This is a genomic window from Pseudoalteromonas sp. P1-13-1a, assembly GCF_001401875.1.
In the GTDB taxonomy this organism is placed as follows: Bacteria; Pseudomonadota; Gammaproteobacteria; order Enterobacterales; family Alteromonadaceae; genus Pseudoalteromonas.
On sequence record NZ_LKDV01000007.1, the window covers coordinates 37,049 to 51,033 of the forward strand.

Genomic DNA, 13,985 nt, shown 5'->3' on the forward strand with positions numbered 1-13,985 from the left:
AAACGTATTATCGTTTTAAATTAAAGCGAAGCGTAAACAGCCACACATTTGTGTGGCTGTTTTGTTTGTGTTTGCTATAAAATTAATACTGCTTTAGACTTCTAAACATCTATTCGTACTTGTGTTGTTGTACGTATTTTAAAAGGCTGATTATGATTGATTTACCCCAACTAGATTTAAAAAATAAAGTATCGGAGCAAGAGTGGCAATTGCGCGTAGATTTAGCAGCGTGCTACCGATTAGTAGAGCATTTTCGTTGGGGGGATTTAATATACACGCATCTATCGGCCCGTTTACCAGGGACTGATCATTACCTTGTAAATGCATTTGGCTTAACGTTTGACGAAGTAACCGCATCAAACCTGGTAAAGGTTGATTTGCACGGCAATATTATTGATGATACTCCGTTTAGTATTAACCCTGCGGGGTTTACTATTCATAGCGCCATTCACGAAGTGCGTGAAGATGCTCACTGTGTTATTCACTTACATACCAAAGAAACCATTGCCGTTGCGACACAAAAAAATGGCCTATTGCCACTAAGCCAATATTCTATGTTTTCGCTCCCTTCGCTGTCGTACCATGGCTACGAGGGGTTAGCTGTAAATGATGACGAGCGCAAAGTATTACAAGATGATTTAGGCAGTACCAATCATATGCTATTGGTAAATCATGGTGGCTTAACCGTAGGGCCAACCGTAGGCGATGCCTTTATGCGTTTTTATGACTTGCAACGTGCCTGCGAAATTCAGCTTGCATTACAAGCCAGTTCACAAGAGGTTATACCGGTGCCACAGCCAATTATCGACAATATTTATAACCAAGCTAATGTGGTACATAGTGGCAGTACAGGCGGGCAATTAGCGTGGCCTGCCATGTTACGAAAAGCGTACCGACTTGATCCCAGTTTTGCACAATAGCCTGCGTGGCTAATAAGGAATTTTAATGAAAGTAAATCGCGTAGAAGTATTTGATATTCATTGCCCAGAGCGTCCAGCTTGGACGCCGGTTTTTGTACGTATTCATACCGATGAAGGTATTAGTGGTGTAGGTGAAGCTGGTTTAGCTTACGATTTAGGCCACAGCGCAGCGGCAGCAATGATAAAAGAAATGGCTGATGCTTTTTTAATTGGGCACGACCCATTTCAAACCGAAAAGTTATGGTCGCGTATGTTACGCGAAAGCTTTTGGGGTTTAGGTGGCGGCCCTGTTGTGTATGCAGCGATGAGCGCCATAGATACAGCACTTTGGGATATAAAAGGTAAAGCACTTGGCTTACCTGTGTATCAACTACTGGGCGGTAAAGTAAACGATAAACTACGTACTTACGCATCGCAGCTACAGTTTGACTGGGACAGCGAGTTTAAAGCGCTAGTACAACCGCAAGAATACGCAGAAGCAGCGTTAAAAGCGGTTGGCGAAGGCTATGATGCAGTTAAAGTTGACCCTATTCAATACGATAAAGACGGGAATACATATTACGACCGCACTAAAATTATTTCTCGTGGTGAAATGAAGTTATACCGTGCGCGTATGCAAGCTATACGTGAAGCGGTGGGTGATGAAGTGGATATTATTTTTGAATGCCACAGCTTGCCTGGCGCAACTTCTGCTATTCAAATTGGCGAAATAGCCGAAGAGTTTGATTGTATGTACTACGAGGAACCCGTTAACTACTTAAATCATTCTTTACATGCAAAAGTAGCCGATAAAGTGGCCGTGCCCATTGCTGGTGGCGAGCGTTTATACAACCGCTGGGGTGTGCGCCCTTATTTAGAAGATCAAAGCATTGATGTACTACAGCCTGATATCGGTTTATGCGGTGGTTTTACTGAAACTAAAAAAGTATGTGACTACGCCGATATTTTTGATGTGCGTATTCAGGCGCACGTATGTGGTGGTCCCGTTGCGACTGCCGCATCATTGCATTTAGAAACCGCTATTCCAAACTTTTTGATTCATGAGCATCATACTTATGCCATTAAAAAGTGGAACCGAGAGCTGTGCTTACAAGATCCACAACCTAAAAATGGCTTTTTTGAAGTATCAGAAGAGCCAGGCTTAGGCATTGAATTAAACGATGAGATTGTTATGCGCTCGCAGCGTGTAGAAATTAAATAGCCTAAGCGTTATTTAAATACTATTGTTTAAAAGTAAAAGCCGGTAAGTGATAGCTCACTTACCGGCTTCTTTATAGCTGTGTGACCGCACCTAATACCTATGAGCAATAACGCTTGAATATTTTAAGGGATTAATTAGAAGGGTTAATTGAACACGTAACGCTGTTTATTTCAGCGGTGGCTTTACTATCAAGGTGGCGTATATAGCAGCGGTTATTGTTTATCATTAGCTCAAATTGATCGGGAAAGTTGCGCTGCTGATTAGCCGTTATATCGCTACGGTTAGTGTTTTTAAGAGTAAAGGTGCTGGAGTGCATAAATACATCGTCAGCAAGTTTTATGTTTTTTATATGCATTAGGCGCTCTATAACACGCGAAACTGCTTGGCTATTTGGCGCGGTAAGTAAGGCATGATGCAGCTTAGGAGTAGGCTGCGTGTTAGACGCGCAACCACTTAAAATAGTAAAGATGCCAAGGGCTGATAATCGCGAATGTAGTGTCATAGTCATTGCCGCATTTAAGTAAGTGGTTAAATTTAATATAGATCAACACGCCCTACATATTATAAAAATGCTTAGCATTTGCGTAGCTGAGGTTATGCCATATTTTATTTGTTTTGCATAAGGCTTGATGGCTATGCCAAACATCATTATAGCTTGCGTTAATTTGGCAAACCGGAAAGTTACTCGCAAACATAATACGCTGCTCGCCAAAGTACGAGAACAAAGTGTCAAAACAGTATTGCTGCTGTTGTAAATTTAACGCTAAAAGCTCAAAACCCGAAAACTTAATCGCTATATTAGTGTACGCGCTTAGCATGCGAATGCTTTGTTGCCAGTTATTAATATTATTAGGTAAGCCGCCATGGTTTATTATTATTTTTAGCTGAGGCAGCGCCTTAGCGTAACGAGCAAGCTGAGCGGCTACGACAGTATTTTCAAGCTCAAACTGCGCTTCATAATGCAGCCCTTGCTGGCAAAGAGTTTGCAAATTACCAAAGCAAGCGGGGTTAAATAATCGCTGTGCGTCTGCGCCTTCGGTTATATCCCGTATGCCGATTAAATGCGGGTGTGCAAGGTCGTTAATTGCTTTTTCAAATTGCACAGGTACGCAATCTAACTGTGCGTAACTAATGGCTTTAAAGGGGAGCTTTTTTAAATGCGCCGTTAGCCAATTGAGTTCGTTAATGGGGGCGTTGTTATCAAAACCAGCCTCTATATGTACTATACCGGCGAGGGTAAAGTCACTGCTCCCTATTAGCTTTTTTTCACTAATAGGTTGTTTTATTAACTCTAAATTTGGCCATGCTGGTGGGTTTTCGCCTTGCAGCCAGGTATATTGCCCCTCGGCAAGGTTAAAAAAATGCACGTGGGGGTCAATAATTTTTTGGCTCATCGGCATGTGCTCATTGTGTTGTATAGCCGCCATCTATACTTTGCAGGCTACCGGTTATAAAGCTTGCATCATCACTTGCTAAAAAGCTAACTAGCGCGGCAACTTCATCAGCTTGGCCTAAGCGGTTTAGGGGTTGAAGGCTTGCCTCTTCTGCCACTATATCTGCCTTATTAGCACCGCTTTTTTTACAATAAGCATCTATGGCGTTATGAAATAGAGGGGTTTCTATTGTCCCTGGGCATACCGCATTTGCGCGAATATTAAATTGCGCGTAGTCAAGCGCTGTGGTTTTTGCCATAGAAGCCAGAGCATGCTTTGTCAGGTTGTAGGCAAACGAGTTAGGTTTACCAATTATTGCCTGATCTGAGGCTATTAAAATAATGGCGCCATTGTTTTGCGCTTTCATGCTTGGTAGTACACTTTGTACAGCCGCATAGGCCCCTTTCACGTTCAATGCAAATAACGCATCGAAGGTGTCCTCATCGGTATCCTCTATGCTAGCACTGAGGTGTTTACCGGCGTTAGAAACAAGTACATCTATGCGCGGGCTTCGATTACAAATGGCCGTAATACATGCTTTTACAGCACTAACATTACTCACATCGCATTGGTGAAAAGTACCCAGCTCGCTGTACTCAATATCTAAATTGTGCACCGTGTAGCCATCTTCAATAAAGCGCTTTACAACTGCTAATCCAATGCCTTTTGTACCGCCTGTAACAATAGCAACCTTAGACATACTTGCTCCTAATTTTAGGGATGTGACTAGTGAGAGTGACCGCAGCCGCCTTCTGCGTGAACATGGCCATGCGAAATTTCTTCACTGGTTGCTTCACGAACCGATACCACTTCTAAATCAAACGTTAGCGTTTTGCCTGCAAACGGGTGGTTTAAATCGCAATCTGCATTAAAGCGGCCTACTTTAACTAATGTTACTTGGTGCTGCCCTTGGTTTGAGTGCACCATCGCAGTCATACCTGGTTTCCACACTTTTACGTCACCTTGTAGGTGCTTAAGTGGAATACGCTGAATTAAATCGTCAACGCGCTCACCGTATGACTCGCTAGGTTCAAGTGTTACGCTAAACTTATCGCCTGCAGCTTTGCCTTCAAGGGCTTTTTCTAAGCCAGGAAGCATGCCTTCGCTGCCATGAATATAGCTAAGCGGCGCGTGGTTTACACTGCTTTCTAGTTGCTCGCCCGCTTCGCTTAAGGTGTAATGAAATTCAACTGCTGAATTTTTGCTAATTTGCATGCTTGTCTCTTTAAGTTTTTGACTAAGTTAAACGCCGATTTTACGCGAAATACCGAGCTTTATAAACTCAGCGTGGTTGAATAAGTGATTTTTGTAGATCTTGCAGTAAATCTTGTTTTTGCTGCGGTTGCTTGGGTTGTTCTGCCTGGGGAATAAATAGCGTTAATTGCGTGCCAGGCTTTAAAATGCTTGAGGCACTTAAGTTGTTCCATTTAGCTAAATCGCTGTGCGGCACTTCGTAAAGCTGGCTAATGCTCCACAAGCTATCGCCTTGTTTTACTTCATAGTCTATTTCTATGGTTGGGATCACGACTTCTTGAGGCTCCAAATATGGACTAATTTGATAATCTATAGTGAGCGATTTGGGGAGCGTTTTAGGCTGTCCAACAAACAGTTTTTCACCTATCCCTATCATATTATTTTGTTTGCCATTGAGCTGCTTTAACGCGCTTACCGACATGCTAAAGCGCCTTGCAATACTGTATAGCGTATCATTTTTTTTAACGATGTATTCGCCTGCAAAATTAGACTTAAAAAACTGACTTTTTAACAGTGCCTCTTGGCCAATAGGTAAAAGCAATGAATGGGGACCATTAGGTGAACTCTGATTTTTTAAATAACCTTGGTTAAGCGCGTGCAACTGTTTTGAGCCAACCCCAGAGAGCTTAGCAATGACCGAAAAATCAAACTGTTGGCCAATGTTCATTAGGGTTGTTATTGGTTTATTAGCAAGTTTAGGGCGCTTAAAGCCTTTTTGCGGGTGCTTTACTAAGTAGCTTAGCGCTAACAGTTTAGGCACGTATTCGGCCGTTTCTTTTGGCAGCTTTAGAGAAAAATAATCGGTACTTTTACCGCGTTTTTTATTTCGCTCAATGGCTCGTTTAACTCGGCCTTCACCACTGTTATATGCCGCTAGTGCGTGAAGCCAGTCGCCATCAAAGCGTTTGTGTAAATAGCTAAGGTATTCAAGTGCGGCATCGGTGGAAGCAAGTACATCTTGTCGTCCGTCATACCACTGATCGGATTTAACCCCAAAATGATGTGCGGTGGCGGCCACTAACTGCCAAACGCCTACCGCTTGCTGCGACGAAGCAATGGTGGGTCTAAAATCACTTTCTACAAAAGGCAATAAAGCCAGTTCCATAGGCAGGCGTTTTTGCTCAATTTTTTTTACTATATGGTACAAATAAGGCGCGGCGCGTTTATTTACAGTGGGTAAATAGTTAGGTTGTTTTAAATACCAGTTAATGCGCTTTTTTAAGGCGCGATTTTGATACACCGTAAAATGTAGGTTGTTGGCAATATGCACCCATAGATTTTTAGCTTTCGCGGGGCGTTTTTTTACAACGTTTTTTTTTGCTTTTACCGGCGGGGCAGGCTTTGCTTGTTGTAATTGTTTTGGCTCTGCTGGCTCAAGGTCAATTTGGTTTTCGTAGCTTGGCTCAAAGTGAGTGAAAATCTGTGGTGCTTCAACAGGCTCTGCATTTTCTGTGGAGCTGCAACCAAACATTAAAATACACGCAAAAATTAAACACAATCCGCGAATTATCATCTCTTTTAAAAGTACCTTTATTTGTTAACACTATTCCGTGTGCTGAGTTAATTGAGCGCGCTTGAGCCCTGCTTGTAAAAATAATTGGCTCGATTTTGTATTTAACGCTTCTTGTTTGTACGGCGCTAATACATCCACAGGGAAACTGTTGATTAGCTCATCAAGTGATTGTTTTTTATTGTTTTTAACATGGGTAGTTAAATTTGTTAAAAACAATAAAGGTTGCTGAAGTTGCGTTTTTTTAAGCACCTCGCCGTGGCCGGGAAGTATTGTACGCAAATTAGGCTGATTAATATAGCGTTTGAGTAGGGCTTGCCAATTTTGTAATTGACCGTGACCAGGGTAGGGTAGCCAATCCACAATATCGCCGCCTATTAGCAGCGCGCCATTATTGGTACTGAGCGTTAAATCGCCGTTTGTATGGGCTTTTTCGGGCTTTATTTGTACGGCAAAGTTCCCTAAATCAATACTTTGTGGCTCACTAATTACAGTTGTAGGTGATTCTAAGTTATAGGTTTTCCAACGTAAAAAACGCTGTTTAGCTAAAGAGAGCTTTTCGCGCCACTGTGTTTGCTGTTGTTCGGGCAATGTGGCTAAGCGCTGATAGCTCAGTTCTATACTTTTTTCATAGCCTGCTAACTTATCATCGTACGCCTGCTGGTATGTGGCAAAGTTATCGGCTACTTGCTTATGCACTATTAGCTGTGCTTTTGGAAAGGCGTTTTGTAATACGGCCATGCCTAGCAAGTGGTCGTCATGAAAGTGGGTCGCTACTAAATAACATAACGGGGTTTTAAGGCGTTTTTTTAACTGTTTTGCCAGTGCTTCAACGGCTGCAAAGTTCCCGCTTGCATCAACCATTAGTGCGCATTGTTCGCCCTCTATGAGCACTTGGTTTGAATCGTAAAAGCGTAGCTTATTTTGTTGTTTTAAAAATTGCACATTGTCGTTAATTTGCTGCCAAGTAACCGCTGCCTGAGTAGATTGAGAAAATAGGCTAAGGGTAATAAAAAGAGCGGGGATTACAGTTACTAAAAGGGGTTTTAACGTCATTGTGTGTCTCTGCGCAGCATTTATTTATTATCATAATAAACAAAAAGCGCACGGGGCGCTTTTTATTTTTTTGTTGGGTCACTCGCCAAGCATTGGCTGAGTTTATCAATGAGTTGATCTTGCTGTTGTTGCTCTACACTGGCGTGCGTTTTAGCTTCTAGTAACTCATGGCTAAGTGTGAGTGCTGCTAAAAGTATCGCTTGTTGTTCGTTGCGAACTGATGAGCGTTGCTTTGTTTGCTCAACCAAGTCATTTAAATTTTTTGCTGCTGCTATTAATGCATCTTCTTGCCCAACAGGGCATGCAAACTGCTGCTCTTTACCTAGCAACTCAACTGTGACCCGCTGGTTTTGCAGCTCAGACATTAGCTTGCCTGTTGTGCGCTTTGTAGTTTATCAAGTAAGCCTGTTAACGTAGAGCTAGCATCTTTTTGCTTTTCTTCGTTTTCAAGGGCTTCTAGTTGTAAAATTTCGTTTTCATCACTTAGCTTTGCATTTTGCTCTTTTAAGCTAGCAACATCCGTTTGTAATTGGTTGTTGCGCTCGATAAGCGAGTCAATCAGTTGTTCGAGTTGTTGAAGAGTTGTGTTGTTCATAAAGGCGCTCATATAACTGTAATTAATGTCATGCAAATGTAAAGCAAAGTGTGTTGTTTTGCCAGCATTTACGGTGGTTTTAGCACAATTTTATTGTTTATTAAGTGATAATTCAGGGTAGGGGCTTTTTTGTTCATAAATGGTTCACTTAACTGCGCGCTTAGCGGTGAATAGGTTGCCAAAATACGGAGCTTGTGGTTCACTGCCGATATTAAATTGCGTATAGCGAAAATCATCCATGCTTAGTTACAGACACTCTTTTCATGCAGGTAACCCTGCCGATGTGCTTAAACATTTAGTACTTGCACAGGTACTTCAATATCAAACCATTAAAGATAAACCCCTCGATTACATTGATACCCACTCTGGTGCGGGGTTTTTTGAGTTAAGTTCATCAGATGCGCAAAAAACACAAGAATACAAAGAGGGCATTGCTAAGCTTTGGCAGCATAGCAGTGAGCACGAGGCGCTAAACGATTATATTTCATTAATTAAATCGTTTAATGATGGGGATGAGTTGGCGTTTTACCCCGGTTCGCCAAAAATTGCTGAGCATTACCTGCGCCGCCAAGACAAAGGCTGGTTTTTTGAATTACATCCGCGCGATTTGCAGTTACTTGAGCAAAACATGCAAGGTAAGCGTTCTATTCGCGTACGTGGCGAAAACGGTTTTGTCGGATTAATAGGGTTACTTCCGCCTGCTTCGCGCCGAGCATGTGTACTTATTGACCCGCCTTACGAGATTAAAGACGATTACGATACAGTTGTTACCACGCTGATAAAGGCGCAGCAGCGTTTTGCTACAGGTACTTATATGATTTGGTACCCTGTTGTTGATAGAGAGCGTATCAATAATATGGAGCAAGGTCTGATTGAGTCGGGCATGCGTAATATTCAATTATTTGAACTAGGTACTGAGGCTGACACTGACGTACACGGTATGACTGCCTCAGGTATGATAGTGATTAACCCGCCCTGGAAATTAAAGCAAACAATGGATAACGTGCTACCTGAGCTTGTTAAGCTTTTAAGTAAACCTAGCGGCTTTTACCGAAGCGAGCAGTTAGTAGATGAATAGTGTGTGAGAGTATTTAAATACGCGCACTAAAAAGCCCAGTTTAACTGGGCTTTTACTTAATTAAAATAGACCGCATTAAAGGTGGCAAGCGTGTTGCCACTGCTATCTTTTAATTCTAAAGACTCGCCTTCTATAGCCCATTTTTGTGTGTTATTGAGCATGTTTAACATCGCTGCTTCTTGCTCCATGCTTTGCGAACACATTTTTTTTGTGCTTGCTAATTGGCTAAACGATATTGAATGTTGCTCTGTACTGTAGCTGCCGCTGACGTTATTACATCCTAAAAAGCCGTTAACACGGTTGTCTTTATCAAATTGTATGAACGGCTCTTTTGTTCTTACACTGACTGTTTGTGCATTAATTGTCACTGCCTTCCAGTATGTATTTGCAAGCGTTACATCACTTTTAGGTGAGGCGACTCTTTCAAGCTCAATTTCGTGAAGGATCCCTGATTTTGCATTTTTAAAAGGGTTGTACTGCCTTGTGCTGGTATAAAGAACCTTGTCTTTATTAATGATTCTGGCTGTGAGGCTGTAGCGGTGTTTATCAACAATGTTGTTGTCATCATACGCAAGCTCTACGGTATACGGTGGCGCTTTGTTTATATCTAGGATTTGTTGGGTGATTATTTCGGCTTTTACGTCTGCTTTTGATACATCCGATAGCGTTACGATCAGTTGCGACCCTGGGCGTGGCATACTGCGATCTTTATAGCTTACTTGAGCGGTCAATCCCATCACGTTTTTTTCTTGTGCTGTAGATTGTGACTCGTTAGCGGGTTTTTCACAGCCCGCTAATGTGAATGCACTTAGTGCTAATAAACCTAAGCTTGTAAATATGCGTTGTTGAAACCTCAATTGATGTTTAGCCATGCTTGCGCTCCTTATTCCTGTATTGCTGGTAAGTGTAGGGGGAGGGAGCTTAATCATGGCTTAATTTTTAAGGCATAAAAAGGCGCTAATGCGCCTTAGCATAAAGCTATTTTTTGACAAACTTAGTTAAAATAACAATGCGTTGGCCCTCTACACGCCCTTCAATATGCTCAGGGTTACTTGTTAAGCCTATGTTGCGTACTGCTGTGCCGCGTTTGGCGGTCAAGCTACTGCCTTTCACATCTAAGTCTTTAATTAGCGTAACGGTATCGCCAGCTTGAAGTACTACGCCGTTACTATCTACATGTTTTATATCGTCATCTTCAGCAAGGGCTTTTTTGGCCCACGCAAGTGTGTCTTCTTCAAGGTAAATCATATCTAGCGCATCTTGTGCCCAGCCACTATCAACAGCTAAGCGTGTAAGCATTCTATAGGCTACCACTTGTACGGCAGGCGTTTGGCTCCACATGCTGTCGTTTAAACAGTGCCAATGTGTTGGGGTAAGCTCGCTGTTGTTTTCTATTTGATCTTTACAGGTTTGACAGGTGTAAATGCATTTATCTGAGTGGGTTTCGGTAACAGGAGGTACTTCGTAAACAGATAAGTGTTCGGTTGCGCTGCACAATTCACACTGATTATTGCTGCGCTCGATTAAGGCTTTTTCAATACTCATAAGGCATTCTTATATAGGAGGAGGTTTACATTTGGCCGTATTATACCCCAGTGGCGGCTCAGGGCGATACTAATCCCTTAAGTTTTGTGCGGGTATTGGCTCTATGTACTTATCTTCGATACGTTTTATATAACCATTGCTGTGTAAGTAAGCAATTGCTTGGTTTATTTTAGGCAATAGGGCTTTATGCTTAGCTAATAACCGTACTCTTAAATATCCGTGCGAATGCTGTGCGCCAAACCCAATTTTAATATTTAACTGCTTAGACCAATACGCTGCGGTGTGAATCCCCATAATGGCAACATCAATACGCGCTTTAGATAATGCAATTAGTAGCTCTTTTTCAGAGGGAAAGTCGACGCGATTATATTTTTCATCATCGTGGTAATCGTAACCAAGTACGGTACCAACCTCTTTCGAATATAAACTTTGTTCAGTTTGATACTGCGCCACTTTATTAGGTAAAGCTATAATCATTTCAGTTGCGGGGATCAGCGGGTCTGAAAAAACATAGTAAGGATTATCCCGCTCGTTTTGGGCTAACCATTTTAAAGAGAACACATCAAAATCTATAAAGCCGTTTTCTAAATACTTGGCAATGCGTTTGGTGGGTAGCTCCACATGATTGACGGTAATATTTGCCTGCGCCATTAAAGCGGTAATAATTTCTGGCAAAATACCAGGGTTTTCTGGGTTACTGGTGTAAAAAGGGTAATGGCTGCCCGATGCACTAACATTATAGTTAAGCTCTGGCTGGCTTTGCTCTGCATTGGCAAATGTAGCAAGGTGGGCAATAAATAAGAATAAAAACAACTTTAAAAAAAACAAATAAATAACCTTTGCTAAACTTTTATGAGTGAGTGCTATGTAATTTAGCTTTACATGCAAGGATTCTAGAATCTTCATGGTAGTTGAATTACAGTATATAACTTAATTGTAATAAACAACGTTAAATAAGATAGGTTTTTATAAGTGAACCCTACAAATATTTTTGAGAACGGGCAAAAGCTAACGCAGTTTGTTGCAAGGCAACCTATTTTTGATGCACAGCAGAATGTGTTTGCCTATGAGCTACTTTATCGCGATTCAGCCCATAACGCATTTCCTGTGGGGACTTCTGATGAGCAAGCAACTAGCCGCTTATTTTTTAATACATTAATGATGTTAGGGCCAGATAAACTTACAGCACATCACTTAGCGTTTATTAATCTTTCTTCCGCCACTATTTTAGAAAACTTTCCAAAATTGCTAGTGCCCCAAAATTGTGTGTTAGAAATCGTTGAGCGTACAAACAAAATAGCAGAGGTTACTCAACGCGTTAAAGCGCTCAAGCAAGAGGGGTACAGGTTTGCTTTAGATGATTACGATGGTGACGATAAGTGGGCGCCATTACTTGCGCATGTTGATTACATCAAAATTGAAATGGACGATGTAATAATTAAGACCAATATGCGGATAAAAAAAATTAAACGCGCTAACCCGCATGCAAAAGTGATTGTTGAGCGCATAGAAACACATGCGCAATTTCATTCGTTAAAAAAAGCGGGTTGCGATTTATTTCAGGGTTACTTTTTTGCACGTCCTGAAATGATCACCTACAAAGATGTGGAGCCGGGCAAAGTGATTGTGTTTGATTTACTGCGCTTTACGGCAAAAGAATCTTTATGCTTTGATGAAATACAAAAGCAAGTAGCCAGAGATGTAGCCATTACAGCGCGTGTATTAAAGTTAGCTAATGCCCGCTCGAGTAGTACCAAATTAACCATTACCTCTATATCGCAAGCGGTTGTGTATTTAGGAGAGGATAGCATCAGGCAGCTAGTTCGCGTTTTAGCACTGAGTGAGTTAGGCGCTGATAAACCGACAGAACTTACAAAGCTTGCGTTAACCAGAGCCCAGTTTATTGCGCTATTGTTAGGTCAGAGTTATCCAAAATTGGTTGGCCAAGGCTATTTGGTTGGGCTATTTTCGGTAATGGATGCAATTTTAGATACAGACCTTGAAGCGATTGTTAAAGAATTTTCGTTAGATGAAAGTATTGCCCAGGCATTATTAAACAATGAGGGCATTTTAGGGCAAAGCCTTGCGCTTATTAGAGCGTTTGAACTAGATGAAATGGATAAAATAGCGACACTAATGCCAGCAATAAACAGTGATCTGCATATAGGGCATATTTTTAATTATGTGCTTGATGCAGTGCTGTATAGTGACGAAATTATTGAGGCTATAGCAGAATAAATATGCGTAATTGGTTATCTATTTTAAGTATTGTGGTTGCATTAGGGCTGTTATTCCCAGGGGTTACTAAGCCCGTATTGACGATTGAGGGTAACATTGATAAATCGCAACTGGCTAAGGTTGGGATAGACATGTTAGCCGAGGAAGGCGATGGCCGGACCCGCAGTATGTTAATGATGTTCTCTAGCATGTTAGGGCTTGATAAATTAGAAGGTGAAATAAACGCGTACAATAAAACCCAAAGTATATGGGGGACTATTAATGAGCTGGCTAGCAATAATAATTTATTTGTAGCGGTGCTTGTTGGGTTGTTCTCTATTGTGATTCCATGTTTAAAGCTACTGATGCAATTGCTGTATTGCTGCTTGTCGGCCAGCGTATTTAAAAATAAGTTAGGTGTAGTTATTTGCGCGCTGAGCAAGTGGAGCATGGTGGATGTGTTTGTTATTGCGTTAATAGTGACTTATTTGGCAGGCAATGCACATGGCCAAAGTAGCGATTTACTCATTATGCATAGCACGTTTGGCGAGGGGTTTTGGTATTTTAGTGCTTATTGTATTTTTGCTATTTTAGCGAGTAGCTTAATTACCCCGCCTAAAAAAGAAAATTAATTATTTGAGTTCGCTCAACAACTCAAATATTATTATTGGGTAATTTACTTAATAGGCTTAGTTTTGCAGCGTTTTTACTCAAATTTGCTCGTTGTTGTGATGTTACTCACGTTTGTGGGGCAAGCCGTCGCGTCTGTAAATCAGCAGTGCGAAATGCCACATATGAGCCTATCAGCAAAGCATGCCACACATGTAATGAGCGAGAGTAAATTGCCTACAGGTATGATGGAAATGGATTGCTGCAATGATGAAGCCGATATTCAAAGTGAGTGTCATTGCCCAATAAATGGCTGTGGAAGCAGCTCTATTCTAACGTACCCAGCCTTATTTACTGCTTTTTCGTTATCGAGTGAAAAAGTTACCCTGTTTAATAGCGGTCTCTCCTCCCCTCCCAGTAATACCTTATATCGCCCTCCTATGTTTGCTTAAACGCAGAATAGGTGTGATACCAATCGACCTGATTATTAAGCCATTTAGCGTGCCAAATAAAGCGTTAACAGCGTTATAAACCTCTCATGTAGAACACCTACATGGCGATGTTTAT

Annotated in this window: 17 protein-coding genes; 6 read left to right on the forward strand and 11 right to left on the reverse strand. The window is 41.5% G+C overall.

Annotation, left to right across the window (positions count from 1 at the left end; all coding sequences use genetic code 11):
- Positions 1 to 152 precede the first annotated feature (152 nt).
- Entirely contained in the window at positions 153 to 920 is a 768-nt protein-coding gene (locus AN391_RS06650; RefSeq protein ID WP_055014674.1) for a class II aldolase/adducin family protein, read from the forward strand.
- A 25-nt stretch (positions 921 to 945) separates the two neighbouring features.
- On the forward strand, positions 946 to 2,121 hold the full coding sequence (locus tag AN391_RS06655; protein ID WP_055014675.1) for a mandelate racemase/muconate lactonizing enzyme family protein: 1,176 nt from the start codon (positions 946 to 948) through the stop codon (positions 2,119 to 2,121).
- Positions 2,122 to 2,251: 130 nt separating this feature from the next.
- Here the strand turns inward: AN391_RS06655 and AN391_RS06660 are convergent, their stop codons facing one another.
- The 8 genes from AN391_RS06660 to zapB form a co-directional block, all read right to left on the reverse strand.
- Positions 2,252 to 2,623: a hypothetical protein gene (locus tag AN391_RS06660; protein ID WP_055014676.1), complete on the reverse strand. Its 372-nt coding sequence runs from the start codon at positions 2,621 to 2,623 to the stop codon at positions 2,252 to 2,254.
- A 52-nt stretch (positions 2,624 to 2,675) separates the two neighbouring features.
- The gene (locus AN391_RS06665; protein WP_055014677.1) at positions 2,676 to 3,515 is read right to left on the reverse strand and encodes an amidohydrolase; all 840 of its coding nucleotides are present in this window, start codon (positions 3,513 to 3,515) and stop codon (positions 2,676 to 2,678) included.
- A 10-nt stretch (positions 3,516 to 3,525) separates the two neighbouring features.
- Positions 3,526 to 4,254: an SDR family NAD(P)-dependent oxidoreductase gene (locus AN391_RS06670; protein WP_055014678.1), complete on the reverse strand. Its 729-nt coding sequence runs from the start codon at positions 4,252 to 4,254 to the stop codon at positions 3,526 to 3,528.
- A 26-nt stretch (positions 4,255 to 4,280) separates the two neighbouring features.
- Positions 4,281 to 4,769: a peptidylprolyl isomerase gene (locus AN391_RS06675; protein WP_024031457.1), complete on the reverse strand. Its 489-nt coding sequence runs from the start codon at positions 4,767 to 4,769 to the stop codon at positions 4,281 to 4,283.
- A gap of 67 nt (positions 4,770 to 4,836) precedes the next feature.
- Positions 4,837 to 6,321: a LysM peptidoglycan-binding domain-containing protein gene (locus AN391_RS06680; RefSeq protein ID WP_408003143.1), complete on the reverse strand. Its 1,485-nt coding sequence runs from the start codon at positions 6,319 to 6,321 to the stop codon at positions 4,837 to 4,839.
- 30 nt (positions 6,322 to 6,351) lie between these two features.
- Positions 6,352 to 7,374, reverse strand: coding sequence for an MBL fold metallo-hydrolase (locus tag AN391_RS06685; protein ID WP_055014679.1), 1,023 nt, complete (start codon positions 7,372 to 7,374; stop codon positions 6,352 to 6,354).
- Positions 7,375 to 7,436: 62 nt separating this feature from the next.
- Positions 7,437 to 7,739, reverse strand: coding sequence for a cell division protein ZapA (locus AN391_RS06690; protein ID WP_055014680.1), 303 nt, complete (start codon positions 7,737 to 7,739; stop codon positions 7,437 to 7,439).
- Positions 7,739 to 7,969 (reverse strand): cell division protein ZapB, encoded by a 231-nt coding sequence (gene zapB / locus AN391_RS06695; protein ID WP_024031454.1) that lies wholly within the window; start codon positions 7,967 to 7,969, stop codon positions 7,739 to 7,741. The genes AN391_RS06690 and zapB overlap by 1 nt, the downstream gene beginning before the upstream one ends.
- A 238-nt stretch (positions 7,970 to 8,207) precedes the next feature.
- Between zapB and AN391_RS06700 the strand changes: the two genes are divergently transcribed.
- On the forward strand, positions 8,208 to 9,047 hold the full coding sequence (locus tag AN391_RS06700) for a 23S rRNA (adenine(2030)-N(6))-methyltransferase RlmJ (RefSeq protein ID WP_055014681.1): 840 nt from the start codon (positions 8,208 to 8,210) through the stop codon (positions 9,045 to 9,047).
- A 56-nt stretch (positions 9,048 to 9,103) separates the two neighbouring features.
- On the opposite strand, the gene AN391_RS06705 is transcribed toward AN391_RS06700, so the two are convergent.
- The 3 genes from AN391_RS06705 to AN391_RS06715 form a co-directional block, all read right to left on the reverse strand.
- Positions 9,104 to 9,919 (reverse strand): META domain-containing protein, encoded by an 816-nt coding sequence (locus AN391_RS06705; RefSeq protein WP_055014682.1) that lies wholly within the window; start codon positions 9,917 to 9,919, stop codon positions 9,104 to 9,106.
- 106 nt (positions 9,920 to 10,025) lie between these two features.
- Positions 10,026 to 10,592 (reverse strand): alkylphosphonate utilization protein, encoded by a 567-nt coding sequence (locus AN391_RS06710; protein WP_055014683.1) that lies wholly within the window; start codon positions 10,590 to 10,592, stop codon positions 10,026 to 10,028.
- Between the two features lie 69 nt (positions 10,593 to 10,661).
- Positions 10,662 to 11,420 carry an ABC transporter substrate-binding protein gene (locus AN391_RS06715; protein ID WP_055014684.1) on the reverse strand — a complete coding sequence of 253 codons (759 nt, stop codon included), beginning with the start codon at positions 11,418 to 11,420 and terminating at the stop codon, positions 10,662 to 10,664.
- Positions 11,421 to 11,564: 144 nt separating this feature from the next.
- Between AN391_RS06715 and AN391_RS06720 the strand changes: the two genes are divergently transcribed.
- From AN391_RS06720 to AN391_RS06730, 3 genes are all read left to right on the forward strand, one after another.
- Positions 11,565 to 12,830: an EAL and HDOD domain-containing protein gene (locus AN391_RS06720; RefSeq protein ID WP_055014685.1), complete on the forward strand. Its 1,266-nt coding sequence runs from the start codon at positions 11,565 to 11,567 to the stop codon at positions 12,828 to 12,830.
- Positions 12,831 to 12,832: 2 nt separating this feature from the next.
- Complete coding sequence (locus tag AN391_RS06725; RefSeq protein ID WP_055014686.1) at positions 12,833 to 13,441, forward strand: paraquat-inducible protein A; 609 nt, start codon at positions 12,833 to 12,835, stop codon at positions 13,439 to 13,441.
- 63 nt (positions 13,442 to 13,504) lie between these two features.
- Positions 13,505 to 13,870, forward strand: coding sequence for a hypothetical protein (locus tag AN391_RS06730; RefSeq protein WP_055014687.1), 366 nt, complete (start codon positions 13,505 to 13,507; stop codon positions 13,868 to 13,870).
- Positions 13,871 to 13,985 lie beyond the last annotated feature (115 nt).